This window comes from Haloferax namakaokahaiae (assembly GCF_042663225.1).
Classification (GTDB): Archaea; Halobacteriota; Halobacteria; order Halobacteriales; family Haloferacaceae; genus Haloferax; species Haloferax namakaokahaiae.
In genome coordinates this window covers 1-22,762 of sequence record NZ_JBHTAA010000015.1, presented here as the reverse complement: position 1 = coordinate 22,762, position 22,762 = coordinate 1, and the positions used below count along the sequence as shown (strand labels likewise).

26 protein-coding genes and 1 pseudogene are annotated in these 22,762 nt (G+C 63.5%); 14 read left to right on the top strand and 13 right to left on the bottom strand.

The window, feature by feature from the left end; translation table 11 throughout:
• Nucleotides 1-10 precede the first annotated feature (10 nt).
• Nucleotides 11-883, top strand: coding sequence for an amidohydrolase family protein (locus tag ACFQJC_RS17720; RefSeq protein ID WP_390225971.1), 873 nt, complete (start codon nt 11-13; stop codon nt 881-883).
• Between the two features lie 13 nt (nt 884-896).
• On the opposite strand, the gene ACFQJC_RS17715 is transcribed toward ACFQJC_RS17720, so the two are convergent.
• Both ACFQJC_RS17715 and ACFQJC_RS17710 read right to left on the bottom strand, forming a co-directional pair.
• On the bottom strand, nt 897-1,661 hold the full coding sequence (locus ACFQJC_RS17715; RefSeq protein ID WP_390225969.1) for an enoyl-CoA hydratase/isomerase family protein: 765 nt from the start codon (nt 1,659-1,661) through the stop codon (nt 897-899).
• A gap of 23 nt (nt 1,662-1,684) precedes the next feature.
• Complete coding sequence (locus ACFQJC_RS17710; protein ID WP_390225967.1) at nt 1,685-2,332, bottom strand: helix-turn-helix domain-containing protein; 648 nt, start codon at nt 2,330-2,332, stop codon at nt 1,685-1,687.
• Between the two features lie 117 nt (nt 2,333-2,449).
• On the opposite strand from ACFQJC_RS17710, the gene paaA reads away from it, so the two are divergent.
• Genes paaA through paaE form a run of 5 tightly spaced genes read left to right on the top strand, consistent with a single transcriptional unit; the run spans nt 2,450 to nt 5,132 of the window.
• Complete coding sequence (gene paaA, locus ACFQJC_RS17705; protein ID WP_390225965.1) at nt 2,450-3,391, top strand: 1,2-phenylacetyl-CoA epoxidase subunit PaaA; 942 nt, start codon at nt 2,450-2,452, stop codon at nt 3,389-3,391.
• A 2-nt stretch (nt 3,392-3,393) separates the two neighbouring features.
• Nucleotides 3,394-3,708, top strand: coding sequence for a 1,2-phenylacetyl-CoA epoxidase subunit PaaB (gene paaB / locus ACFQJC_RS17700; protein WP_390225962.1), 315 nt, complete (start codon nt 3,394-3,396; stop codon nt 3,706-3,708).
• 1 nt (nt 3,709) lies between these two features.
• The gene (gene paaC, locus ACFQJC_RS17695) at nt 3,710-4,537 is read left to right on the top strand and encodes a 1,2-phenylacetyl-CoA epoxidase subunit PaaC (protein WP_390225960.1); all 828 of its coding nucleotides are present in this window, start codon (nt 3,710-3,712) and stop codon (nt 4,535-4,537) included.
• Nucleotides 4,534-4,965, top strand: a complete 432-nt coding sequence (paaD, locus tag ACFQJC_RS17690) for a 1,2-phenylacetyl-CoA epoxidase subunit PaaD (protein ID WP_390225958.1) — start codon at nt 4,534-4,536, stop codon at nt 4,963-4,965. The genes paaC and paaD overlap by 4 nt, the downstream gene beginning before the upstream one ends.
• Nucleotides 4,965-5,132, top strand: a complete 168-nt coding sequence (gene paaE, locus ACFQJC_RS17685) for a 1,2-phenylacetyl-CoA epoxidase subunit PaaE (protein ID WP_390226157.1) — start codon at nt 4,965-4,967, stop codon at nt 5,130-5,132. Before paaD ends, paaE begins: the two co-directional genes overlap by 1 nt.
• A gap of 53 nt (nt 5,133-5,185) precedes the next feature.
• On the opposite strand, the gene ACFQJC_RS17680 is transcribed toward paaE, so the two are convergent.
• The 4 genes from ACFQJC_RS17680 to ACFQJC_RS17665 form a co-directional block, all read right to left on the bottom strand.
• On the bottom strand, nt 5,186-6,637 hold the full coding sequence (locus ACFQJC_RS17680) for an aldehyde dehydrogenase family protein (RefSeq protein ID WP_390225956.1): 1,452 nt from the start codon (nt 6,635-6,637) through the stop codon (nt 5,186-5,188).
• Nucleotides 6,638-6,730: 93 nt separating this feature from the next.
• Nucleotides 6,731-7,114, bottom strand: a complete 384-nt coding sequence (locus tag ACFQJC_RS17675; protein WP_390225953.1) for a PaaI family thioesterase — start codon at nt 7,112-7,114, stop codon at nt 6,731-6,733.
• Nucleotides 7,115-7,179: 65 nt separating this feature from the next.
• Nucleotides 7,180-8,184 carry an LLM class flavin-dependent oxidoreductase gene (locus ACFQJC_RS17670; protein WP_390225951.1) on the bottom strand — a complete coding sequence of 335 codons (1,005 nt, stop codon included), beginning with the start codon at nt 8,182-8,184 and terminating at the stop codon, nt 7,180-7,182.
• Nucleotides 8,185-8,279: 95 nt separating this feature from the next.
• Entirely contained in the window at nt 8,280-8,750 is a 471-nt protein-coding gene (locus tag ACFQJC_RS17665; RefSeq protein ID WP_390225949.1) for a MaoC/PaaZ C-terminal domain-containing protein, read from the bottom strand.
• Between the two features lie 94 nt (nt 8,751-8,844).
• Here ACFQJC_RS17665 and ACFQJC_RS17660 point away from each other — a divergent pair, with 94 nt between their 5' ends.
• Complete coding sequence (locus ACFQJC_RS17660) at nt 8,845-9,252, top strand: PaaI family thioesterase (RefSeq protein ID WP_390225947.1); 408 nt, start codon at nt 8,845-8,847, stop codon at nt 9,250-9,252.
• Between the two features lie 44 nt (nt 9,253-9,296).
• On the opposite strand, the gene paaK is transcribed toward ACFQJC_RS17660, so the two are convergent.
• Entirely contained in the window at nt 9,297-10,589 is a 1,293-nt protein-coding gene (paaK, locus tag ACFQJC_RS17655) for a phenylacetate--CoA ligase PaaK (RefSeq protein WP_390225945.1), read from the bottom strand.
• 101 nt (nt 10,590-10,690) lie between these two features.
• On the opposite strand from paaK, the gene ACFQJC_RS17650 reads away from it, so the two are divergent.
• Together ACFQJC_RS17650 and ACFQJC_RS17645 are read left to right on the top strand one after the other, a co-directional pair.
• A complete protein-coding gene (locus tag ACFQJC_RS17650; RefSeq protein WP_390225943.1) occupies nt 10,691-11,854 on the top strand; it encodes a thiolase domain-containing protein in 1,164 nt (387 codons plus the stop codon).
• Complete coding sequence (locus tag ACFQJC_RS17645) at nt 11,854-13,293, top strand: zinc ribbon domain-containing protein (protein ID WP_390225941.1); 1,440 nt, start codon at nt 11,854-11,856, stop codon at nt 13,291-13,293. Before ACFQJC_RS17650 ends, ACFQJC_RS17645 begins: the two co-directional genes overlap by 1 nt.
• A 35-nt stretch (nt 13,294-13,328) precedes the next feature.
• On the opposite strand, the gene ACFQJC_RS17640 is transcribed toward ACFQJC_RS17645, so the two are convergent.
• Nucleotides 13,329-14,489 (bottom strand): thiolase family protein, encoded by a 1,161-nt coding sequence (locus ACFQJC_RS17640; protein ID WP_390225939.1) that lies wholly within the window; start codon nt 14,487-14,489, stop codon nt 13,329-13,331.
• A gap of 81 nt (nt 14,490-14,570) precedes the next feature.
• Here ACFQJC_RS17640 and ACFQJC_RS17635 point away from each other — a divergent pair, with 81 nt between their 5' ends.
• Nucleotides 14,571-15,455 carry a 3-hydroxyacyl-CoA dehydrogenase family protein gene (locus ACFQJC_RS17635; protein ID WP_390225937.1) on the top strand — a complete coding sequence of 295 codons (885 nt, stop codon included), beginning with the start codon at nt 14,571-14,573 and terminating at the stop codon, nt 15,453-15,455.
• On the top strand, nt 15,452-16,279 hold the full coding sequence (locus ACFQJC_RS17630) for an enoyl-CoA hydratase/isomerase family protein (protein WP_390225935.1): 828 nt from the start codon (nt 15,452-15,454) through the stop codon (nt 16,277-16,279). The genes ACFQJC_RS17635 and ACFQJC_RS17630 overlap by 4 nt, the downstream gene beginning before the upstream one ends.
• A 417-nt stretch (nt 16,280-16,696) precedes the next feature.
• Here ACFQJC_RS17630 and ACFQJC_RS17625 read toward each other — a convergent pair whose 3' ends face one another.
• Nucleotides 16,697-17,464, bottom strand: a complete 768-nt coding sequence (locus tag ACFQJC_RS17625) for an IclR family transcriptional regulator (RefSeq protein WP_390225933.1) — start codon at nt 17,462-17,464, stop codon at nt 16,697-16,699.
• A gap of 121 nt (nt 17,465-17,585) precedes the next feature.
• Here ACFQJC_RS17625 and ACFQJC_RS17620 point away from each other — a divergent pair, with 121 nt between their 5' ends.
• The 3 genes from ACFQJC_RS17620 (at nt 17,586) to ACFQJC_RS17610 (ending at nt 20,636) form a co-directional block, all read left to right on the top strand.
• On the top strand, nt 17,586-17,906 hold the full coding sequence (locus ACFQJC_RS17620; RefSeq protein ID WP_390225931.1) for an EthD family reductase: 321 nt from the start codon (nt 17,586-17,588) through the stop codon (nt 17,904-17,906).
• A 6-nt stretch (nt 17,907-17,912) separates the two neighbouring features.
• On the top strand, nt 17,913-19,607 hold the full coding sequence (locus tag ACFQJC_RS17615) for a thiamine pyrophosphate-binding protein (RefSeq protein ID WP_390225929.1): 1,695 nt from the start codon (nt 17,913-17,915) through the stop codon (nt 19,605-19,607).
• A gap of 84 nt (nt 19,608-19,691) precedes the next feature.
• Nucleotides 19,692-20,636, top strand: a complete 945-nt coding sequence (locus ACFQJC_RS17610) for an NAD-dependent epimerase/dehydratase family protein (protein ID WP_390226155.1) — start codon at nt 19,692-19,694, stop codon at nt 20,634-20,636.
• 16 nt (nt 20,637-20,652) lie between these two features.
• On the opposite strand, the gene ACFQJC_RS17605 is transcribed toward ACFQJC_RS17610, so the two are convergent.
• The 4 genes and pseudogenes from ACFQJC_RS17605 to ACFQJC_RS17590 form a co-directional block, all read right to left on the bottom strand.
• Nucleotides 20,653-21,510 carry an alpha/beta fold hydrolase gene (locus ACFQJC_RS17605; RefSeq protein ID WP_390225927.1) on the bottom strand — a complete coding sequence of 286 codons (858 nt, stop codon included), beginning with the start codon at nt 21,508-21,510 and terminating at the stop codon, nt 20,653-20,655.
• An 83-nt stretch (nt 21,511-21,593) separates the two neighbouring features.
• Complete coding sequence (locus ACFQJC_RS17600) at nt 21,594-21,947, bottom strand: cupin domain-containing protein (protein WP_390225925.1); 354 nt, start codon at nt 21,945-21,947, stop codon at nt 21,594-21,596.
• 31 nt (nt 21,948-21,978) lie between these two features.
• On the bottom strand, nt 21,979-22,572 hold the full coding sequence (locus tag ACFQJC_RS17595; RefSeq protein ID WP_390225923.1) for an HD domain-containing protein: 594 nt from the start codon (nt 22,570-22,572) through the stop codon (nt 21,979-21,981).
• A gap of 2 nt (nt 22,573-22,574) precedes the next feature.
• A pseudogene (locus ACFQJC_RS17590) lies at nt 22,575-22,762 on the bottom strand (EthD family reductase); the annotation flags it as partial.

The window sequence follows — 22,762 nt, the reverse complement described above, 5'->3', positions numbered from 1 at the left end:
TACTTCCGCTATGTCTGTACGAGAATCGCTCTCCGAACCGCGCATCATCGACACGCACGCCCACCAACCGACGGCGGAGTTCCTCTACGACGCCGGCGGCGAGATGATGCAGGATGCGGCCCGGAAGTTCGGTGCCGAGATGGAGACGTGGGACTACGAGGCGATGATAGCGGAGTACCACGAGTACGACATCGGCCGGGCGATTCTCCTCGGGTGGGACGCCGAGACGAACACCGGTAACCCGCCGGTTCCGAACGACTACGTCGCCGACGTACGCGACGAGCATCCGGATTTCTTCATCGGATTCGGGAGCGTGGACCCCCTGAAAGACGACTGTGCCGACGAAGCTGTCCGGTGTGTCGAAGACCTCGACCTCTCGGGGTTCAAGTTCCAGCAAATCGCACAGGGGTTCGACCCGAGCGACGGCGCGCACGCCGAATTGTTCGACACCATCGAGGACCTCGGCGTCCCCGTCATCTTCCACGGTGGCAGTTCGACACTCGGGGCCGGTGCACCGGGTGGTCGCGGCCTGAAACTCAAGTACGGAAATCCGATGCTTATCGACGACCTCGCGGCCGACCACCCGGACCTCCAGATTCTCATCGCACACCCGGCGTTCCCGTGGGAGAAAGAGCAACTCGCCATCTGCCAGCAGAAGGGCAACGTCTACATGGACTTCTCGGGGTGGCTTCCGAAGTACATCGACCCGCAGGTGCTCCACTACGCGAAGACGGTGCTACAGGACAAGGTGATGTTCGGCACCGACTACCCGATGATTCGACCGGAGCGCTGGTTCGAGTCGTTCGACGAGTACTTCGACGCGCCGGAGGCGGTTCAACGAAAGGTGCTGTGGGAGAACGCGGAGAACTTCCTCGGACTCTAAGCTCGATTCCGATTCACGAGAAATCCGGCCGTCGCCCCTCCAAGAACGCCGAGACGCCTTCCTCGTGAGCGTCGGTGTCGTAGGCGAGCGTCTGGGCGTGCGCCTCACGTTCGAGTCCGTCGCGCCACGACCGACCGAGGTTGTCGTGAATCGCTTCTTTGGCGAGCGCGAGCGACTCTGTCGGACGCGAGGCGAGCGTCTCGACCAGCTCTTCGACCGTCGAATCTAACTCCTCAGGAGAGACCACCTCGTTCACGATGTCGAGTTCGGCCGCGTGCTCGGCCGAGACGAGTTTCCCAGTGAAGGCGAGTTCCTTGGCCGCACGCAGACCGACGAGCCGAGGGAGTGTGACGGTCCCACCGGCGTCGGGGACCAGTCCCACGTTGATGAAGGAGGCGGCGAATCGAGCCTCTGGCACGGCGTAGGCGAAGTCGCAGGCGGCGACGAGCGACATCCCAGCGCCGACGGCATCGCCGTTCACACGCGCGATGACTGGTACGGGTGCGGTGAGGATGGCTTCGGCGACACGGCCGAGCGTTCCTCTGACGCGTTCGTAGGCCTCGCGGGCGGTCTCGTCGCGCTCTGCCATCGCCTGGATGTCGCCGCCCGCGCTGAAGGCGTCACCGTCGCCGGAGACGATGGCCACGTCGAAGTCGTCGGGGTTCAGTGCTTCGAGGGCTTCGGAGAGTTCGCGGGCAACGTCGGCGTTGAACGCGTTTTTCACCTCGGGTCGGTCGAACGTCACGCGCCGGATGCCGTTCTCATCTTCGACTCGCATAGCGGTGTCTACACAGAAGGTGGCTAAATACCCTGCCCGAACACCGACGAACAGAGCGACGACTGCGCGCGACGGAGCCGTTCGAGAAACGCCGTCTTGCTGATACCGAGTTCGTCGGCGACTTCGGCGGCGGTGACCGCCTTCGGAATCTCGAAGTAGCCCATCTCGTGAGCGACTCGGAGGCTCTCGGCCTGTGGTGACGTGAGTCCCCACGCCCGACTCTGGTGTTCGTCGTCTTCGGAGCGGAGCGGATAGACGCGCTGGAGTTGAATTCCGACGGTCTGGCCTGCAGTTTCCATCACGCCGCGGAGCACGTCGTAGCCGACGACGGCACCGCTCATCGTCGCCCCGCCGTCGTGGTAGCGCATCGACTCGACGAGGAAGCCGACGTTGACCAGTCTATGGACGACACAGGGGTGTTTCGAGAGACAGCGATAGGTCCACGCGTTCTCCCCACGGGTGACGTGGAGGTATCTGATGTTCGGGTCGCTGTCGAGAACTTCGGCCAGTTCGTCGTTCGGTGGCGCAGAAAAGTGCAAGAGGACGTTCCCGTCGTCACGTAACTGCGGTGCACTCGCGTCGATTACGACATCGACCTGTGCAGTCGCTCGTGCGAGCGGACACTCGTCACCCTCGATGCGGAACTCCGCGACTAAGCATTCGTCTATCATCGTGATTCGTGGTGGTAGGCTCTCCCTAACCGGATAGTTCGCAGACATAGTATAAAAATGCAGTCCATGGACTGGCTAATTGGTAAGTGGTTATCCATGATAGATTATAGTAGAAAAATGGACCTCGAAACCGTCAAAGAACTCGCCGCACCGCGGCGCTTCTCCCCGAAGGACGATATGCCGGAGGAGTACCGCAAGGCGGCGACGCGGATGATTCAGTTCCACGCGAACAGCGAAGTGATGGGTGGCTATCTCGAAAAGCCGTTCATCCGCCAAGCGCCCAGTATCGACCGCAAACTCGCGTTCTCCGCGAAGGTGCAGGACGAAATCGGCCACGCACAGTTGCTCTACCGCGCGGCCGAGTCGCTCGGCGTCAAGACCCGCGAAGAGATGCTCGACGAACTCGCCGCGGGTGAGGGGAAGTTCCTCAACTGCTTCCACTACCCGATGGAGTCGTGGCACGAGGTACCGATGATTGCGTTCTTCGTGGACGGTGCGGCGATGCACCGACAGGTGACGCTCAAGAACACCTCGTGGCAACCCTACGCGCACGCGATGGACAAAGTCTGTTTCGAGGAGGGCTTCCACGTCAAGCACGGTGAGTCCATCCTCTCCGAGCTGATGAACGGCTCGAAGGCGACCCAAGAGAAGACGCAGGAAGCCTTCGAGAAGTGGTGGCCGCGCATCATCCAGTTCTTCGGCCCGACCAACGACAAGTCCGTCCACAACGACTTCGCCCAGCAGGTTGGCCTGAAGAAGAAGTCGAACGACGAACTCCGCGATACGTTCCTCGAAACCTACGTCCCGAAAGCCGAGAAGTACGGTCTCGTGGTCCCCGAGTACCCGCGCATCGAGTACGACGAGGACCTGCAAACCTACCACGTCAACGAAGACGACCTCGACTGGGACGAGTTCTGGACGATCGCCAAGAACGCCTCGGACGGCAGCCACGAGCAGATTGGCTCGCGCGCCCGCGCTCAAGAGGCGGTCGAGTGGGTCCGCGAATCCATGGCTGGCTGGGAACATACCTCGAACACCGCGCCACAGGCGGCTGACTAACCATGATTTGGGAAGTGTTCAGACAGGACAAACCGGGCGACTACCACAAGCACTGTGGGAACGTCCACGCACCGGACCGCGAGATGGCACTCCAGTTCGCGGCCATCCAACACGGCCGGCGGATGCGGACCCACAGCCTGTGGGTCGTCCCGCAGGACGAAATCGGCGAAATCAGCGCCGACGAGGCGAACTTCGGCGGTTCGACGGACAAGACCTACCGCTGGGCCACGTCCTACACCGACATCGAGGCTGCGGCCCCCGAAGTCGCCGACAGCGAGCGCGAGCAGGCAGAGCACGAACTGGAGGCCGACAGCTAAGATGGTCGCCAAGATTCAACCGGAAGACCTCACCGACACCCAGCAAGCCGCGCTCGAAGAACTCCTGTTCCGCCTCGCCGACGACGAGTACGTACAGGGCGAACGCCTCATCGAGTGGCAAATCTACGCGCCGACGCTCGAATCCGACCTCGCGCTGGCGAACATCGCACAGGACGAGTTCGGCCACGCCCGCCTCTGGTACGACCTGCTGCAGGAACTCGGCTACTCGGAGAGTGAGGTGCTCTGGGAGCGCCCCGCCGACGAGTTCCGACACAGCACGCTGGTCGAACTCCCCTTCGAGGAGGGCGACTGGGCGGACGTCATCGTCCGAAGCTACCTCTACGACGCGGCCGAGCGTCTTCGTCTCGAATCGCTGACCGAGACGAGTTACGCGCCGCTCGCCGACCGCGTCGGCAAAGCACTCAGCGAGGAGCGCTACCACCTCGAAAACGCACAGAACTGGCTGGACCGTCTCTGCGAAGGCGACGGTGAGAGTCGAGGACGCGTCCAAGCGGCGGTCGAACGCCTGTTCCCCCACGCGCTCTCGCTCTTTGCCGAACCCGAGTACGAGGGCGAACTGATGGAGTCCGGTTTCCAGACGGTTTCGACCTCCGACCTCAGAGTCGAGTGGCTCGACACCGTGATTCCGTACCTCGAATCGCTCGGACTCGACGTGCCGGACCCCGAGGAAGTCGAGCGCCCGACCGCTCGCGGCCGCGACGGAACCCACACAGACCACTGGTTCGAACTCGCCGAGGACTTCCGCCGGACGTACAACGAAATCGACAAGCCCGAACCGGCGAGAATCGGGAGGGAGCGTAAGGCATGAGCACCGAGGAATCCACCGGAACGGCCTGCGGCTACACCGACTACGTCGAGGGCGACGTCCCCGAGGAGTTCCCGAAGACCGGCGAGGGTGCAACGGGCACCGAAGCCAAGATTTGGGAGGCCCTCTACGAAATCGAGGACCCCGAGATGCCGGTGAGCATCGTTGACCTCGGTCTCATCTACGACGTTCGCGTCGTGGAAGTCGAGGGCGATGACGGCGAACCGGAAACCCTCGGTATCGTCGAGATGACGCTCACCTACACCGGGTGCCCCGCACGCAACTACATCACGAACGACGTGCAGTGTGCAATCCTCTCGGCCGGCGTGGACGACGCTTCGGTTCGACTCCGCTTCACCCCGGAGTGGACCGTCAACATGGTCACCGAGAACGGCCGCAAAGCGCTCCGCGAATTCGGGTTGAGCGTATGATGCGTCGATTCGACCCCAGCACCGAGACGACGGGCGACACCACGGGGGCCGAGTGCCCCTACTGTGGTTCGACCGACACCGTCCGCGAACACCCCAAAGGTCCGGGGCTGTGCCGCTCGATGCACTTCTGCAACGAGTGTCTCGAACCCTTCCAGCGGTTCGAGTAACGGGGTTCGAGGTCCATTTTCCCCGTTTACGCCGAGTCTGAGGAGCGCCTGCGTCAGCGGATGTTGATGTTGACGTTCTTCGCCTGCGTGAACTCGCGGACGGCTTCGAGACCCTGTTCGCGGCCGTGACCGCTCTGTTTCGTGCCGCCGAAGGGCGTCTGCGGGAACGTCACCGGATACTCGTTCACGCTGACCATGCCGTAGTCGAGACCCGCTGCGACTCGGTGAGCGCGCGAGAGGTTGGTCGTCCAGATGCCGGCGAGCAGTCCGTACGGCGAGTCGTTGGCGAGTTCGACCGGGTCGTCGTCCTCGCCGAACTCGATGACAGAGAGGACGGGACCGAATATCTCCTCGCAGGCGACGGTCATGTCGTTCGTCACGTCGGTGAGGACGGTCGGTTCGACGAAGTAGCCCGACTCTTTGTCGTCGGGGATGCCGCCGCCGCAGGCGACTGTCGCGCCCTCCTCGACGCCGATGTCGATGTACTCCAGTACGTCGTCGCGGTGGTCGGCGCTCACGACCGGTCCCATGCGGGCGTCGTCATCGATGCCCGAACCGAGTGGTGTGGACTCCGCGCCCGCGACGATTTTCTCGACCAACTCGTCGGCCACGTCCTCGTGGACGAGCAGGCGAGAACCGGCCCAGCACATCTGGCCGGCGTTCATGAAGATACCGTAGTGAACGCCGCGAGCGGCCGCGTCGAGGTCGGCATCTGGGAAGACGACGTGTGGACCTTTGCCGCCGAGTTCGAGGGTCACGCCCGTCACGTTGGCGGCGGCGTCGGTCATGACGTGGGTGCCGACGTCCGTGCTTCCGGTGAAGGTGACGTGTTCCACGTCGGGGTGCGAAGCGAGTGCAGAGCCGGCCTCCGACCCACTGCCGGGAACGACGTTGAGGACGCCGTCTGGGAGGCCCGCTTCTTCGGCGGCGATGCCGTAGTAGAGCGCCGAGAGCGGGGTTTGACTGGAGGGCTTGACGACGGTGGTGTTCCCACAGGCGAGGGCGGGTGCGATGCTTCGGCCGGCGAGTTGGAACGGGTAGTTCCACGGGACGATGTGACCCGTGACGCCGAGGGGTTCGCGCGTCGTGAAGTTCACGCGCTCGCCGGGGACGGGATTGTAGTCGCCGGTGAGTTTGTCCGTCCACCCGGCGAAGTACCGGAAGGTGTCGATGACCATCTGGACTTCCATGCCCGCCTCGAACGGCGTCTTGCCGTTGTCGTGGGACTCGACGAGCGTAATCTCGTCTTTGCGCTCTTCGATGGCGTCGGCCATGGCGTGGAGTTTCGCGCGGCGCGTGCCGGGGTCCATGGTTCGCCACTCGCTCCCGCGGGCGGCCGCAGCGGACGCGGCGGCGACGGCGGCGTCCACGTCGCGCTCGTCGGCGCGCGCGACTTCGGCGTACGGTTCTTCGGTTGCCGGGTCGAGCGTCTTGATGAACTCGCCCGACTCGCTGTCTACCCACTCGCCGTCGATGTAGCAACTCGTTGGACCGCGATATTCCATTCTAGACTATCCATTCGACCCCAATTATTAATCATTATTGGTTACTTGGGAGACGGATAGCACGTCGAAGTAACGTCATCCAGTGTTCGACGGCTAGCCGGTTTTGTATACGCCCCGAGCTTCGGCGATGTGCGTCCCGTCCTCGGTGTAGACGGCGACATCGACGGTGCCCACGTCGCCCCCGAGTCGAACCACGTCGGCCTCGGCGCGCAGGTCCCCGCGCCCCGCGTTCAGATAGTCGATGCGCATGTCGATGGTCGGAACTGGTTGTCCGACGAGACTCACGAGCGCCGCGCCGCCGACGGTGTCAGCGAGCGTAAACGTCACCCCGCCGTGTGCCATCACACGGTCCGTGTTCCACGAGAGTTCGTCTCGCAGTTCGAGTTCTCCTTCGGCGTGGCCGTCTTCGACTGTCGTCAGTTCGATGCCGAGCAGAGAAGCGAAGGGCATGCCTTCGAAAAACGCCTCGATGTCCATGGTAGTCTCTCTCAGGGAACTGGTAAGTCGGTTTCGCCGAAGGAGAAGGATGACGAGTTCCGCTGTCACTCGAAGTGAGGAACCACGTCGTCGCCGAGTCGCTCGATACACGCGAGTTGTTCGTCGGTTCCGACGCCGGGATGATAGGTTCGGAAGATGAAGTGGATATCGTCGCCGAGTGCAGCGCGGTAGCGTTCGAGACCCTCGATAACGTCCTCGGGCGTCCCATAGATGGCTTGCTCGCGGAGTTCGGCCACTCGCTCGTCGGAGAGTTCGGACACCGATTCACCCGAAAATATCTCGGCGTAGCGGCGCTGGAGGTAGAGATAGCCGTCTCGCATCGTCTCCCACGCGTCTTCTTTGGAGTCGCCGACGAACCCGTGCTGGAGGACGTAGATGGTGAAGTCGTCGTCGAGTCCGTCGGCCTCGCGGACGCTTCGAATGTCCTCGACGCGCTTTTTCACGCCGACGACAGAGAGCGAGGACGGCGCGCACCACGCGTCGGCAGTCCGCGCCGCACGCCGGACTGCGGGTTTCGCGCCCCCGCCGAGCATGATTGGAATCTCGCTCGCGGGTTTCGGCGTGACGTTCACACCTGTCGCTCCCTCGTGAAACGGGGATTCGTGCCTAATCGCACCATCACTCCACGACTCTCGGAGTAGGTCCACCATGTCGGCGAGGCGCTCGACGCGCTCGTCTCGGGGGACGCCGAAGGCCTCGAACTCCCGGGGATTCGAACCGATTGCGAGACCGAGTGTGAGTCTACCGTCGGCGAGCAGGTCTACGGTGGCCGCGTCCTCGGCGAGTCGAATCGGGTTGTAGAGCGGGCCGAGAGCGATACACGACCCGATTTCGATGTCCTCGGTGACCGCGGCGAGCGCACCGAGTGCGGGCATCGTCGCCGAGAGGTAGCCATCGTCGAGGAAGTGGTGCTCCGAGACCCACGCACTGGCGAGTCCCGCCTCGTCGATGGCGCGACCGAGCGTGAGCATCTCGTCGTAGATGTCGGCCATCGACCGGTCGTCGTCGGGGCGTCGCTGGCACGTGAACAGACCCGTTCCGATATCCATGACTCTCCGTCACAACCTCGACTATTAATGGTTAGGAGCATCGGAGGTTCGCAGACGGATTCAGACGACTCCGTCGAATCGGGGTGACCGCCGCCTTATTGGTCGCCGGCTTTCGTCTTGATGAGGAACTTCATGTCGCCTTCGAGGACGACGGTTCCGTCCTGTTTCGTCATCTCGACTTCGAGGGTGACCAGACCCGCGTCGTCGCGGGTACTGAGTTCTTTCTGCCCGGTGACGACCATCGTCTGTTCGAGCGTGTCGCCGATGAAGACGGGGTTCGGCAGGTCCATGTAGTTCATCCCGAGGAAGGCGATGGCGGTGCGCTCGACGATGCCGGAGCGATAGACGAAGCCAGTCGATTGGACGAACGTCATCGGCCCGTGGGCGATGCGCTTTCCGAACTGCGTATCTTCGGCGTACTCCTTGTTGGTGTGCAGTTCCGTCCAGTCCCCCGAGAGGGCCGAGTGCATCATGAAGTCGGCTTCGGTGACGGTGCGACCGACGCTCTGGAACTCTTTGCCCACGACGAAGTCCTCGAAGTGATGCGGTTCGTAGCTGTATGCCATACCTGTCCGTCAGCCTCATCGGATAAAGAATTTTACATGCCTATTGTTGCTGATATACGGAGCCTACTTGTGGAGCGCGGATGACGCTGTTGCTATGCCATCCCGAGACACTCACGCAGAGATACGCGAGCGTGCATCGAACGACCCCTTCTGCGGTCGCACCGGAATCGAACTCGCGGACGTCGGCGAGGGGACCGCCGAGACGCGAGTCGTCATCGACGAAGACCACCTCAACTTCCACGGGACGCCACACGGCGGTCTCGTTTACACGCTCGCTGACGCCGCGTTCGCGGCCGCCTCGAACAGTCACGGAGACGCCGCCTTCGCTCTCGAAACCAACATCTCGTATCTCGCCGCCGCCGAAGTGGGCGATACGATTCGGGCAGTTGCGACCGAGACGCATCTGGGTGGTCGAACCGCCGAGTACGAAGTCGTCGTCTCGGACGAAGAGGGAGAACGGATTGCGACGTTCCGCGGGCGAGTGTACAAGCCCAGTCGCTAACGGAACAGAAAGCAAGGTAAAACGAAAACCGAGACGGCGCGCGATTACTGCTCGCGGTGGTCGAAGACACGCTTTATTTTCCCGACCTCAGTGCGGCCGATGCCGCCGTACTCGACGAGGTTGAGCACGTCTGGTTTGAACGACAGGACGTTGACGAGGCGTTCGTGAATCCGCGCTTCGAGGTCGTCGGTCGAACCGTCGAACCCCTCTTCGAGTTCGACCGTCACCTCCAGTTCGTCGAGGTTGTTCTCGCGGCGCAGGTCGATGCGGTAGTGCGGGGCGACTTCGTCGAATTCGAGGATGACCGACTCGACTTCGCTCGGGTAGAAGTTGACGCCGCGGACGATGATGAGGTCGTCGGCGCGACCGGTCACGTTGTCCATGCGGACGGCTGTACGACCGCAGTCGCAGGTGTCGTAATTGAGCGTCGTCAGGTCGCCGGTGCGGTAGCGGAGGACTGGCAGCGCGTCCTTTGCGAGCGTCGTCAACACGAGTTCGCCCTCCTCGCCCTCTTCGACCAGTTCGCCCGTCTCGGGGTCGATGAGTTCGGGGTAGAAGTAGTCCTCCCAGATGTGAAGGCCGTCTTGGGCTTCCTCGCACTCGACGGAGACACCGGGACCGACGATTTCGGAGAGACCGTAGATGTCGATGCCGGTCACGTCGAGGCGTGCTTCGATTTCGGCGCGCATCGGTTCGGTGCAGGGTTCGGCACCGAAGATGATGACCCGAAGCGGGAGGTCGCGTACGTCGATGCCCATGTCTTCGGCGACTTCGGCGAGATAGAGCGCATAAGAGGGCGTGCAGGTGATAACGTCGCTGCCGAGGTCGGCGAGCATCTCGACCTGTCGCTGGGTGTTGCCGCCACCGATTGGAATGACCGTCGCGCCGATTTCTTCGATGCCTTGGTGGAGTCCGAGACCCCCGGTGAAGAGACCGTAGCCGTAGGCGTTCTGCACCACGTCGTCGGGACCGACGCCCGCGGCGACGAGACACCGCGCGACGGCCTTGCTCCACACGTCGAGGTCGTCTCGGGTGTAGCCGACGACTTTGGGCTTGCCCGTCGTGCCCGACGAGGCGTGGATTCGAATCACGTCGTCCATATCGACGGCGAACATGCCGGTCGGGTAGTTGTCGCGGAAGTCCTCTTTCGTCGTGAAGGGCAGTTTCGAGAGGTCTTCGACCGACTCGATGTCGCCGGGTGTTAGTCCGGCCTCGTCGAACACCTCGCGGTAGTACTCGACGTTCTCGTAGGCGTTCCGAACCGTGGCCCGTAATCGCTCGTCTTGGACCGCACGAAGGTCGTCTCGTGAGGCAGTCTCTATGCTATCGAACACCATGTATGCTGAACCTGATGATTGAATATGATAAAAATGATGTGGTCGCACCGGTCGCCTCGCCGGGGCGAACCTATTTCGCACGTCGCGGGCAAGCGGTTAGCATGCGAGACGTGTACGTCGTCGGAGCGGGCCAGTCGAAGTACGGCGCGTTTCCGGACGAAAGTTACCGGTCGCTGTTCGAGACGGCCTACGAATCCGCGCTCGACAGCGCCGGTGGAATCGACCCGGGCGACATCGACGAGGCGGTCGTCGGGTCGCTGGGCGTCGGCGGGCGGCAACTCGGGTTGTCCGGCCCGGCAGTGACCGAACACGTGGGACTTCACGGGGTCCCCTGTTCGAGAATCGAAAACGCCTGTGCCGCGAGCGGGTACGCGGTCCGGCAGGCCGTCCAAGCCGTCAAGAGCGGGATGGCAGACGTCGCCCTCGCCGGCGGTTACGAAGTCATGACCGATATGAGCGGCGACGTGGCCAAGTACTGGTTGGGCGTCAGCGGCGAGACCGAGTGGGAGCGCCTGACTGGAACGACGTTCTCGGGCGTCTACGCGCAGATGGCCTCCGCCTACATCGACGCCTACGACGCCTCGCCCGACCACTTCTCGAAGGTCGCGGTGAAGAACCACGCCAACGGCGCGAAGAATCCGAAGGCACACCTCGGGTTCACCTGCTCGTTCGACGACGCGCGCGACGCACCCGTGGTCGCCGACCCGCTGAACCTGTATCACTGCTGTCCGACCTCTGACGGCGCGGCGGCGGTCATCGTCGCCAGCGAAGAGTTCGCCGAGAAGTGCGACGACGCCGTCCGCGTCGCGGGCGTCGGCGCGGCCTCCGAGCGCGTCGGGCTCTTCCAGCGCGATAGTTACACCTCGATTCGCTCCACCGAAGAAGCCGCCAACACGGCCTACGAGATGGCCGGAGTCGGCCCCGACGACATCGACTTCGCCGAAGTTCACGACTGCTTCGCCATCGCCGAACTGCTCGCGTACGAAGACCTCGGGTTCTGCGAGCGCGGCGAAGCGCCCAACCTCATCGACCGAGGCGTCACCGAACTCGACGGTGACCTCCCCGTCAATCCCTCCGGCGGTCTGAAGTCCAAAGGCCATCCAATCGGTGCGACGGGCGCGGGACAAGTGGTCGAAGCCTTCTCCCAACTCACTGGGCAAGCGGGCGACAGACAAATCGAGGGCGCGAACGTCGGTCTCACCCACAACGTCGGCGGGTCCGGCGGTGCGGCGGTCGTTCACGTCCTCGAAGGAGGTGTGCTGTGATGAACGTCGCCGGAATCGGAGCCTACGTCCCGCGAAACTACCTCACCGCAGAGTCGTACCGCGAGGCGTGGGGGAAAGTCGGTGCGGCCGGAGTCGAACGAATCGCAATCCCGGATGCCGACGAGGACACGCTCACGATGGCCGCGGAAGCAGGACGGCGCGCCCTCGACGCGACGAACACAGACGCATCGACCGTCTCCTCTCTCGCGTTCGCAACGACGACGCCACCGACCGAAGCGGAGGAAGTCGTCGTCCGACTCGCATCGCTCCTCGGGGTGCCGGATGAGGCGACGATGCGCCAGTTCGGCGGCGGAACGCGAGTGGGCGTCGGCGCGCTCGCCACCGCTTCGAAACAGGACGACGACGCCGACGGCCCGGCGTTGGTCGTCGTCTCCGATAGCCCGCAAGGCGCACCAGAGAGCGACGAAGCGGCGGGTGCTGGCGCGGGAGCAGTCGCCGTCCTCCTCTCCGACGACGGGCCGCTCGAAATCGAGGCAGTGGGTGAGTACGGCGACCCGTACCCCGGAACCAACTTCCGGCGGCGCGGCAGCGCCGACACCGAATCCATCGGCATCACGACGTACGAACGCCAGTCGTACACCGCGGCCGTCGGTGGCGCAGTCGAATCCCTCGACGCGGACGTTTCGACGGTCGATGCGGTGGCGCTCACCGCGCCGAACGGGAAGTTGCCGTACCGCGCCGCAGGAACGCTCGGCGTCGCCCCCGCGCAAATCATGGCCGGGACGGTCGTCTCGCAGACCGGCGATACGGGGGCGGCGAGTCCGCTTCTCGGACTCGCGTCTGCGCTCAGCGACGGTGCAGAGTCCACGCTCGTCGTGGGATACGGCTCCGGCGCGGGCGCGACTGCACTCCTGCTCTCGGCAGACGGCGACGTGCCAGTCTCCGCGGTGTTCGAAGGCGACACGGAACTCTCCTACGCCGAATCACTGCGTCGGCGCGGAGCCATCACCGGCGAAGAGCCAGAAGGCGGTGGCGCGTACGTGAGCATCCCGACGTGGCGACAGACGATTCCGCAGCGACATCGCCTCGTCGCGGGCGAGTGTCGCGCCTGTGGCACGCTCTCGTTCCCGCCAGAGGGTGCGTGTTTTGACTGCGGTTCGACCGACGGATACGACGACGTGACGCTCCCCGGAACCGGGACCGTCGAAGCGACCACGGTCATCGGACAGGGTGGCGCACCGCCGGAGTTCGTCGAACAACAACAACGGTCTGGCGCGTTCGGCGTCACCATCGTCGCCTTCGACGGACCAGAGCGCGACGACGACCGGACAGTGAGTGTTCCGGCACAGGTCGTCAATTCACCTGCGGGAGTCCCGGAAATGGGCGACGAAGTGGAGGCGGTCCCCCGACGCATCTACGAGCAAGAGGGTGTGATTCGGTACGGCTTCAAAGTCGTCCCAACGGACGGGAAGCGGTAGGGCGGTCGTCGCAGTCTCTCGTTTTTGCGTTCGCCTCAGGGACGTTCGAACACCGTGGCGACGCCCTGTCCGAACCCGACGCACATCGTGGCGAGTCCGTACTGTCCATCGCGGCGGTCGAGTTCGTGGAGGAGCGTCGTGGCGATTCGCGCGCCGGAACACCCGAGCGGGTGACCGAGGGCGATCGCCCCGCCGTTGACGTTCAGTCGCTCGTCGGGGATGCCGAGTTCCCGTGCGCAGTAGAGGCTCTGCGAGGCGAAGGCTTCGTTGAGTTCCACGAGGTCGATATCGTCCATCGTGAGGTCCGCTTTGTCGAGCGCCGAGCGGGTCGCCGCGACGGGTGCGATACCCATCTCCTCGGGGTCAACGCCGACGACGGCACGAGAGACGACGCGCCCCAAAATCGGGAGGTCGTTTGCCTCGGCGTAGGATTCTGCGGTGACGAGCGCGCCTGCCGCGCCGTCGGTGAGCGGCGAGGCGTTCCCCGGCGTTACGGATGCCTCGTCGTCGTCCGCGAAGACCGTCGGGAGCGACCCGAGCACGTCGAGTGAGGTGTCTTCGCGCGGCCCTTCGTCGTGTTCGACGACGCCGTTCGGCGTCTCGACGGGGACGATTTCGGCCTTGAACCGACCTGCCTCGCGGGCATCGAGCGCGCGCTGATGCGAGCGAAGCGCGAACTCGTCCTGGTCGGCACGCGAGATACCATAGCGGCGGGCGACCGTTTCGGCGGTGACGCCCATCGAGAGCGACCTTCCGCCGTCGTAGCGTGCTTCGAGTGCCGGGTGGAGCCAATCGGAGAACGGAATCCGCGACATGTGTTCGACGCCGGCGGCGACGTACACCTCGCCATCGCCCGCCTCGACTGCTCGGGCGGCGTCGTTGATGGTCGTCAGCGACGACCCGCAGAGGCGGGTGAGCGTCGCGCCGGGAACCGTTTCGGGAAACCCGCCGGCCAAGAGCACCTGTCGCGCGAGGTTCCTCCCTTGCTCGTTCTCCTGGTTCGCACACCCGAGCCTGAAATCCGCCCAGTCTTCGGGGTCGATGTCGGTCCGCGAGACGAGGGCGTCGAGGACGGCGATAGTGAGGTCTTCGGGATAGAGGTCGGCGAACCCGCCGCCTTTCTTCGCTTGCGGCGTTCTGACGGCATCGACGACGACGGCGCGTTCGCTGTGCCGGGGGGTGCTACTGTGACTCATACACCCACTGCGAGGTGATGTATCTTGAATCTTCACTAACCAAGGCAAACGATTATGAGGATTCCCGAAGGCCTTCCGATAATGAACGTGAGTGTACTCGGCGCTGGCACGATGGGCCACGGCATCGCCCAGGTCGCCGCGATGGCCGGTCACGACGTGACGATGCGCGATATCGAGCAGGAGTACGTCGAAAATGGACTCGACGCGATAGAATCGAACCTGCGAGGCGGCGTCGCGCGCGACAAAGTGACCGAAGAGGAGATGGCGGCGACGCTCGACCGCATCTCGGTTACGACCGAACTCGAAGCCGCCGTCTCGGGTGCCGACCTCGTCGTCGAAGCGGTCCCCGAGAAGATGGACCTCAAGCAGCAGACGATGCGAGAGGTCGAATCCATCGTGAGCGACGAGACGGTCATCGCGTCGAACACCTCGTCGCTCTCGGTGACAGAAATCATGAGCGCGCTCGAACGCCCCGAGCGCGGGGTCGGTCTCCACTTCTTCAACCCCGTGCACATCATGGCGCTCGTGGAAGTCGTCGTCGCCGAGCAGACGAGTTCGGAGACGCTGGCGTTCGCCCGCGACTTCGTCGAAGGAATCGACAAGACGGCCGTCGAAGTCGGCGACTCGCCCGGATTCGCCTCGTCGCGTCTCGGCGTCGCCCTCGGCGTCGAAGCCATGCGGATGGTCCAAGAGGGCGTCGCCTCGCCCGCCGACATCGACGCCGCGATGGAACTCGGCTACAATCACCCGATGGGACCGGTCGAACTCGGCGACGTGGTCGGACTCGACGTTCGATTGGGAATTCTGGAATACCTCCGCGAGGAGTTAGGGGAGCGATTCCGACCGCCGCAGATTCTCAAGCGGAAGGTCCGCGCCGGGAAACTCGGCAAGAAGTCGGGTGAGGGGTTCTACGTCTGGGAAGACGGCGAAATCGTCGGCGTGAGCGAGGACGTGATGGACCGATGAGTGAGAGTGAGAGCGAGGTTGCGGCCGTCGCCGCCGACTGTGAGACAGTAGACGTGAGGCTCCACGACGGCACGCTCGACGGCGTCGTCACCGTCACGCTGAACCGACCAGATGCGCGAAACGCGCTGAACGCGACGCTCCGCGCGGAACTCAAGCGCGTGCTCGACGCGGTCGAAGCGAGTAGCGCCAAAGTCGTCGTCCTCACGGGTGCCGACGAGGCCAAAGCGTTCGTCGCCGGCGCGGACGTGAAAGAACTCCGCGAGCGCGACATGCTCGAACAGCGCGAGGCGAGCAAGCGCCCGCGGGTGTACGAGTACGTCGATGACCTGCGACAACCCGTCATCGCTCGCATCAACGGCCACGCCCTCGGCGGCGGGTGCGAACTCATCCAAGCCTGTGACGTTCGCATCGCCCACGAACGCGCGAAAATCGGCCAACCGGAGATTAACCTCGGCATCATGCCCGGCGGCGGCGGTACCCAGCGCCTCCCCCGACTCGTCGGCGAGGGTCACGCGATGCGTCTCATCCTCACCGGCGAACTCGTCTCGGCCGAAGAGGCCGCCGAAATCGGTCTCGTCGATGAGGTTCACGACGGCGAGACGTTCGACGACAGAGTGTACGAACTCGCGGAGATGATGGCGACGAAGAGTCCGGTCGCCCTCGAATACGCCAAGAAGGCCATCAAAGCCGCGTCCAGAATGGACCTCGAACAGGGAATCGAGTACGAAGCGGAACTGTTCGCCCAACTGTTCGCAACACCCGACAAGAACGAGGGTATCGACGCGTTCTTCGAGGACCGCGACCCCGAGTGGGACGAACGGTAGCGTTCGAACCCTTCGAACGGAGTTTTTTCGTGGTAACCGCCCTATTCGAGCCACATCGTCGCTAGAATCGACGGAGAGACCGCAGAGAAGGCGAGTAACAGCGGACATCACGGTGTACGAGAGTGGAAGTGGAAGCCAAATTCACGAGTAAAGAGACGAGTATGTTCGAAAGGTACGAACGCCCTAGCGGATGTCGTCATACTGAACCGTGGCAGACACGGCCCGCCGGAGGTCGAGACCGGAGAGTGGTTTGAAACCTGTATCTCAGAAAATCGCACGACTCCGCCGTGTCCCACTCGCACAGCATGCGAACCATATTACAAAGGTACGTCTGTAATATTTCGGGATGAATTTGAGATGAACGCCCACGCGAGACCGCGATTCCGAACCGGGCGTTCGAACTGTTCGAACGGTAGTTCAGGAGAAGTTGAGGTTGATTTCGACTTCGTTGGCCGCACCGAGCAGGAGGTCCGCGAGGTCACCGGTCAGACGGTCGTCGTTGAGTCGATTCGACGGGCCGGAGATGCTGAGCGCGCCGACGGGAGCACCCTCCGTGTCGGTGATGACGACACCTATCGCGTGGAGTTTCGGAACGATTTCCTCGCGGTTGAGTGCGTAGCCTCGTTCTCGAATCGTCGCCAACTCGTCGCGGAGTGCCTCGGGGTCGGTGATGGTCTTCGCCGTCTTCGCGGGGAGACCGTGCTGGTCGATGATTTCCGAGACTCTGTCGTCCGAGTACGCCGAGAGAATCGCCTTCCCGGCGGCGATTTGGTGGAGGTACGATTGGGTGCCATCGCGGGCGGGGGTCCGAACAGATTGGTGGCCGCCAGCGCCGTAGAGGTGGACACCCCGGCCCTGTTCTTCCGTGATGCACCACACTTTCTCGCCGGTCTGCTCGGCGAGTTCGTCAACCTTCGGTCGAGCGACTTCGTACAGCGGGTGCTCGTTTCGCGCGTGAATCCCGAAATCGAGGAGTCGAAGGCCGATTCGGTAGCCGTCGTCGTCGGGGACGACGAACCCCTCGCGTTCCAGCGTCTTCAGGTGACGATGGACCGTGCTCTTGGCCAAGCCGAGTTCGGTGGCGAGTGACGTCGGTCCCTGCGGGCCGTTCGTCTTGAGTCGTTCGAGGATTGCAACGGCCGTCGTCGCCGTCTTCACCGGTCTGCGTTGTTCCCCCTGCGTCATTGCTGACATTCGTGACCGAGAGAACAAAAATCTTGTTCGAATAATGCGAACGGCGTGTGAACGTGAGAAATCGGGCGACGGCGATAGAGCAAAGTAATCCCGAGTGAGATACCGAACGCACATGATTAAATTGGTGAATTTGGTCGTCAAGAAGGACGAGTACAGCCACGAGGAGTTCGTCGAGCGCTGGATGGGTTCCCACGCCGAGTTGGCGAAAGACCTCCCCGGGTTGAAAAAGTACGTGACGAGTCTGCCGACCGCCCCCGAGCGCTCGGCGTACGACGGTATCGTCGAACTCTACTTCGAGGACATGGGCGCGCTGAAAGCCGCCTTCGACTCCGAAATCGGCGAGGCGGTCAACGCCGACGCCGCGGAGTTCATCGACATGGAACAGGGTCCGACGCTGTACGTCGAAGAAGAGATTCAACTGGACGACGCGTAAGAGACCATGAACACGAGCGAACGACTCGTCGCATCACTCGAAGCCCTCGGCGTCGAGCGCATGTTCGGCTACCCCGGTGGTCGCGTCATCGAACTGTTCGACCACCTGCCCGACTCCAGCGTCGAACTCGTTCGCCCGCGCGACGAGCGAGAGGCGAGCGTCATGGCCGAGATGCACGGCCGACTGACCGGGAAACCCGGCGTCCTCGCCGGGCAAGGCCCGTGGATTGGCAGTCTCGGTCTCATCGGCCAGATGGAGGCGCGTCTCGCCTCGTCGCCGATGGTCACCATCACCGAAGCCTCCGAGCGTGGGAACTACTCGACGCTCGCACCCTACCAGCAGGCCCGCGGCGACTACGGCGGTCTCGACCTGCCGAAGATTCTCGACGGTGTCACGAAGGAACACTGGTTCCCGCGGACGCCCACCGAGACGGTCCGAAGCCTCCAACTGGCGTTCAAACACGCCGTTTCGGGGCGGCCCGGACCGACCGCCGTCATCCTCGATGGTGACGCCGTCACCGCGGAGTTCCCCGAGGAATCGACCCCGAAGGTGTGGGACGACGAGCGACAGACTGCGACGTGGAAGGCGGCACCGAGCGCCCGCGACGTTGCGGCCGCGACGCTCGCGCTCGAAGGTGCCGAGCGACCCGTCATCGTCGCCGGAAACGGCGTCCACGCCGCGAACGCGTACGACGAGTTACAGTCGGTCGCCGAGGCGTACGACGCCGCCGTCGTCACCTCCTATCTCGGGAAATCGACGTTCCCCGAGACGCACGAACTCGCCGGCGGCGTCATCGGGTCGTTCGGCCACGAAGGGGCGAACCAACTGGTGAGCGACGCAGACGTCCTGCTCGTCGTCGGATGCCGACTCAATCCGATGGACACCAACTGGCAGGCCCCGACGTTCATCCGCCCCGACGAGCAGACGATTCTCCACGCCGACATCGAACCGCAGAACGCCGGGTGGGTGTACCCCGCAGACGTAGGTCTCATCGGCGACGCCGCCGAGACGCTCCGCGAACTCGCCGACGCGGGCGGGAACGACAACGACTGGGCCGGGGATGCGGCACAGGAGGCGAAGAAATCGTTCCACGCACCCGAGTGCGACTCCGACTCCGTGCCGATTCTCCCGCAACGCGCCGTCAGCGAGATTCAGAACGTCCTCGACGAGGACACCATCGTCACCGCCGACTCGGGGAACAACCGCTTTTGGCTCCTGAACTACCTCCAGGTGCCGGCGGTCGGGACCTACTACGGGTCTGGCGGCGTCGGCGGAATGGGGTGGGCGACACCCGCCGCAGTGTCGGCCGCGCTCGCAACCGACAAACACGTGGTCGGCGTCGCGGGCGACGGCGGATTTGCGATGACGATGACGAGCGTCGAGACGGCCGTCGAACACGGTGTCGCGCCGACGTTCGTCGTCCTCAACGACACCAGCCTCGGCATGGTGCGACAGATGCAGCACGGTCCCGACGACATCGCGGGCGTCGAGTTCCACGACACCGAGTTCACGAAGGTCGCCGAGGCGTTCGGCGCGGTCGGAGTTCGTGTGGAGACACCAGACGAACTGGCCGACGCCCTCGCGGACGGCAAGGAGAGCGACCTCCCGACGGTCATCGACGTTCGCATCGACCGCGAGCAGGACATGGCCGAGACGCTCCAGTCGTCGTTCTACGCGACGGTCGGTGGACTCCACGAGTAGTCGAGCGCCCGCGGGCCGGTTCGCGCGGGAAACATTTTTCTCACCCGCAACGGGAACTACGGTACAATGTCACAATCGACCGTGATGGTCACGGGTGGGACGGGATTCATCGGTTCGTACGTCGCTCAGGACCTCGTCGAACACGGCCACGAGGTCGTCGCCTACGACCGCTCGACGGACCCGCGAATCCTCGACAAACTGGGAATCACCGACGACGTGACCATTCGCCGAGGCGACGTCACCGACCCGACGGACGTGTTTCGCGCCGTCCGCGAGACGGGGGCGACCCACATCGTCCACCTCGCCGCGCTGCTCACCACCTCCGCGCGGGCGAACCCTCGCGCCGCCCTCGACGTGAACATCGCGGGGACGAACAACGTGTTCGAAGCGGCGCGGGCCCTCTCCGACCAAGTCGAGCGTGTCGCGTGGGCGTCCTCGGCCGCCGTCTACGCCCCACCGACCAACTACGGCGAGTCGTTCGTCACCGAGTCCGACCTCGTCTATCCAGACACGCTCTACGGGGCGACCAAAGAGTACAACGAGCATCAAGCGCGCGTCTACTACGAGGACTTCGGCGTCTCGCACGTCGGCCTCCGACCCACCGTCGCCTACGGACCCTACCGCGAAACCGGCGGCTCTGCGTTCCTCGCAAGCATAATCGAAAAACCGGCGCTCGGCGAACCGTTCAGCGTCGAGTACGGCGACCAGGTCATCGACTGGCAGCACGTCCGCGACATCGCACAGGCGTTCAGACTGGCCGCGTTCGCCCCCGAGGACGACCTGACACAGCGCGTCTACAACGTCCGCGGGGAGTTAGCCACGATTCGAGAGGCCGCCGAGATGGTCGAGACGATTCTACCCGATGCCGACCTCACGGTCTCTGACGAGGGCGAACTGCCGTGGACCCAGCGCCTCGATATGTCGAAAGCGCAGGCAGACTTGGGGTACGACCCCGAATACGACCTCGAAAGGGGGTTCAAAGACTACATCAACGTGCTTCGGAGAGAGAACGGTCTCGGGCCAGTGTGAACGGGTGAGCGACGAATCACGCGCCGACAGTCCCGGGTTCACCAATGTCGCTTCCGGCGTGACGGGCGACGAACGTCGAGAGTTCTCGGTTGAATCGCTCCGGTTCCTCCCAGAACGGACAGTGGCTACTCGACTCGAACGTCACGAGTTCTGACTCTGGAATTTGCTCAGCCATCCACTCGCCGAGTGGGCCGGGGAACACGCCGCTGTGTGACCCGTACATGAGGAGCGTCGGCACGTCGATGCGTGCGAGCGAGTCTCGGAAATCCGCAGAAGCCAACTCCTTTATCGTCGTGACGGCGACAGAAGTCGGCGTCTTCATCATCTCGGCGTAGATTCGGTCCACCGTCTCTTCTGGTGGTCGTTCTACGAAGAACGCCCCGACGACGACGTCCTTCACGATCGTTTCCCGGTCGGTCTCCAGTCCGCCGACCAACTCAGCCAACCCGTCTGGTGTGAAGTCACCGAACAGTGGGTAGTCCCACCCCTCCTCGGAGTAGAATCTCGGGGTTTGGTCGATGAGTCCGAGCGCGCGGAGACGGTCGCTCCCGAACAGGTCGAGGTAGGTGAACACGACGTCGGCGCCCATCGACCACCCGACCAGCGTCACGTCGGTGAGGTCGAGCGATTCGATGAGGTGACGTACGTCGTGGGCGTACTGCACGAAGGTGTGGTTAGCGTCCGTCTTTCCGGAGAGTCCGTGGCCACGTAGGTCGAAGGCGACGACGTGGTTCGACTCTGCGAGTGCCGGGATGTTCTTCTGCCACCAGTACTCCGTATTGCAGGTCCACCCGTGGACGAGGAGAATCGTCTCACCCTCACCGTGCTCTTCGTAGTACAGTGGAATACCGTCTGGCGTTTCGATGTATGCCATAGTGTCAGGACGGCGTGTAATCAGAAATACAGCACTCACGGTGAGGCAGAAAGTAGGGAAAGTAGAACTAATGATGTCTGTCTTCAGTCCAGTACCACACCGTCGTCCTTGACGTTCGGCGCACCGACGACGAACACCTTCCCGTCTTCGAGACAGTGCAACTGTCGTTCTTCGTCGGGCGAGACGACGACGAACGACCCCGGTTCGAGTTCCATCGTCTCGTCGGCGAAGACGAGTTCGAACCGACCAGAGAGGACGTGGTAGAGTTCTTCTTGCTCCTTTTGTTTGTGCTTCGTCCCGTGACCACCAGCCTCGTACACCCAGACCGAGGGCCGCATCTGCTGTGGTCGGAGTTCGTAACCGACTGGGAGCAGTTTGCCGCGCGTGACGTCGGCGTCGTACAACTCCATCTCGTTCAGGTTGACGTGTTTTCGCATGGCCATCCTTCACACGGGCCGAACAAAGTCGTTACTGCGTCTGTGAGTATCTCGTGACCCACTCGTCGAGGCTGATTCCCATCGCGGCCTGCGTAATCGCGTTCGAGGAGATGGAGTTCGCGCTTTTGACGAGTTCGGCTTCGAGCGTCCGGGTCGGAATCTCGCCGATGAAGTGCGGAATCGCTCGTTGGACGGCCAGCGGACACCCGACTTCGTGAGCGAGCGCGTAGCCGGACAGCGAGTGGGGAATCTCTTCGGTCGCGTACTCGGGATTCGGCGCGTCGAGTCGGTCGGCCTCGACGAAATCGACGTACTCGTAGCACTTGCCCACGTCGTGGAGGAGACACGCGGCGCGAATCACGTCGAAGTCGGGGTCCGCGCCGTGGAAGTCACGTTGTTCTTCCGCCCCGCGAACCGCGATTCGAGTGACGCCACGGGTGTGTTCGACGTTCGAAACCTCGTGGATGTTCCACGCATAGGGGATGTCCTCGATGTCGCGCCACCCGCCGCGTTCGAGGCCGAGACACCACGCCTCGACGACCTGCTCGCGGAGTTCGTCCGAGTCGATGTCGGCGAGTTCCGGAAACGCCTCGGTGACCTGCGTTCGGTACTCGGATTCGGGCATATTCACACCGCCGTGTCCGCTGTTTCGTCCTTCTGGACGGTCTCTCGGCCGACGAATCGCGGGCGGTCACCCAGCGAGAGGAAGTTGTCAACATCTTCTCTCGGGGCCTTCGCCTTCGGGTGGTCGGGGTCGTAGTCGCGGGAGGACTCGTGGCCGAGTCCGGCGCGGAGCGCGTCGAGGTTCTCGAAGT

Excerpts from the sequence above, each read along its gene's own strand:
- paaE (WP_390226157.1), top strand. The coding sequence starts at position 4,965 with ATGCGTCGATTCGACCCCAGCACCGAGACGACGGGCGACACCACGGGG.
- ACFQJC_RS17675 (WP_390225953.1), bottom strand. The coding sequence starts at position 7,114 with ATGGACATCGAGGCGTTTTTCGAAGGCATGCCCTTCGCTTCTCTGCTC.
- paaA (WP_390225965.1), top strand. The coding sequence starts at position 2,450 with ATGGACCTCGAAACCGTCAAAGAACTCGCCGCACCGCGGCGCTTCTCC.
- ACFQJC_RS17610 (WP_390226155.1), top strand. The coding sequence starts at position 19,692 with ATGGTCACGGGTGGGACGGGATTCATCGGTTCGTACGTCGCTCAGGAC.
- ACFQJC_RS17600 (WP_390225925.1), bottom strand. The coding sequence starts at position 21,947 with ATGCGAAAACACGTCAACCTGAACGAGATGGAGTTGTACGACGCCGAC.
- ACFQJC_RS17595 (WP_390225923.1), bottom strand. The coding sequence starts at position 22,572 with ATGCCCGAATCCGAGTACCGAACGCAGGTCACCGAGGCGTTTCCGGAA.
- ACFQJC_RS17605 (WP_390225927.1), bottom strand. The coding sequence starts at position 21,510 with ATGGCATACATCGAAACGCCAGACGGTATTCCACTGTACTACGAAGAG.
- ACFQJC_RS17645 (WP_390225941.1), top strand. The coding sequence starts at position 11,854 with ATGAACGTCGCCGGAATCGGAGCCTACGTCCCGCGAAACTACCTCACC.
- ACFQJC_RS17715 (WP_390225969.1), bottom strand. The coding sequence starts at position 1,661 with ATGCGAGTCGAAGATGAGAACGGCATCCGGCGCGTGACGTTCGACCGA.
- paaD (WP_390225958.1), top strand. The coding sequence starts at position 4,534 with ATGAGCACCGAGGAATCCACCGGAACGGCCTGCGGCTACACCGACTAC.
- ACFQJC_RS17630 (WP_390225935.1), top strand. The coding sequence starts at position 15,452 with ATGAGTGAGAGTGAGAGCGAGGTTGCGGCCGTCGCCGCCGACTGTGAG.
- paaC (WP_390225960.1), top strand. The coding sequence starts at position 3,710 with ATGGTCGCCAAGATTCAACCGGAAGACCTCACCGACACCCAGCAAGCC.
- ACFQJC_RS17625 (WP_390225933.1), bottom strand. The coding sequence starts at position 17,464 with ATGACGCAGGGGGAACAACGCAGACCGGTGAAGACGGCGACGACGGCC.
- ACFQJC_RS17615 (WP_390225929.1), top strand. The coding sequence starts at position 17,913 with ATGAACACGAGCGAACGACTCGTCGCATCACTCGAAGCCCTCGGCGTC.
- ACFQJC_RS17680 (WP_390225956.1), bottom strand. The coding sequence starts at position 6,637 with ATGGAATATCGCGGTCCAACGAGTTGCTACATCGACGGCGAGTGGGTA.
- ACFQJC_RS17640 (WP_390225939.1), bottom strand. The coding sequence starts at position 14,489 with ATGAGTCACAGTAGCACCCCCCGGCACAGCGAACGCGCCGTCGTCGTC.
- paaK (WP_390225945.1), bottom strand. The coding sequence starts at position 10,589 with ATGGTGTTCGATAGCATAGAGACTGCCTCACGAGACGACCTTCGTGCG.
- ACFQJC_RS17620 (WP_390225931.1), top strand. The coding sequence starts at position 17,586 with ATGATTAAATTGGTGAATTTGGTCGTCAAGAAGGACGAGTACAGCCAC.
- ACFQJC_RS17670 (WP_390225951.1), bottom strand. The coding sequence starts at position 8,184 with ATGGATATCGGAACGGGTCTGTTCACGTGCCAGCGACGCCCCGACGAC.
- ACFQJC_RS17660 (WP_390225947.1), top strand. The coding sequence starts at position 8,845 with ATGCCATCCCGAGACACTCACGCAGAGATACGCGAGCGTGCATCGAAC.
- ACFQJC_RS17650 (WP_390225943.1), top strand. The coding sequence starts at position 10,691 with ATGCGAGACGTGTACGTCGTCGGAGCGGGCCAGTCGAAGTACGGCGCG.
- ACFQJC_RS17710 (WP_390225967.1), bottom strand. The coding sequence starts at position 2,332 with ATGATAGACGAATGCTTAGTCGCGGAGTTCCGCATCGAGGGTGACGAG.
- ACFQJC_RS17635 (WP_390225937.1), top strand. The coding sequence starts at position 14,571 with ATGAACGTGAGTGTACTCGGCGCTGGCACGATGGGCCACGGCATCGCC.
- ACFQJC_RS17665 (WP_390225949.1), bottom strand. The coding sequence starts at position 8,750 with ATGGCATACAGCTACGAACCGCATCACTTCGAGGACTTCGTCGTGGGC.
- ACFQJC_RS17720 (WP_390225971.1), top strand. The coding sequence starts at position 11 with ATGTCTGTACGAGAATCGCTCTCCGAACCGCGCATCATCGACACGCAC.
- paaB (WP_390225962.1), top strand. The coding sequence starts at position 3,394 with ATGATTTGGGAAGTGTTCAGACAGGACAAACCGGGCGACTACCACAAG.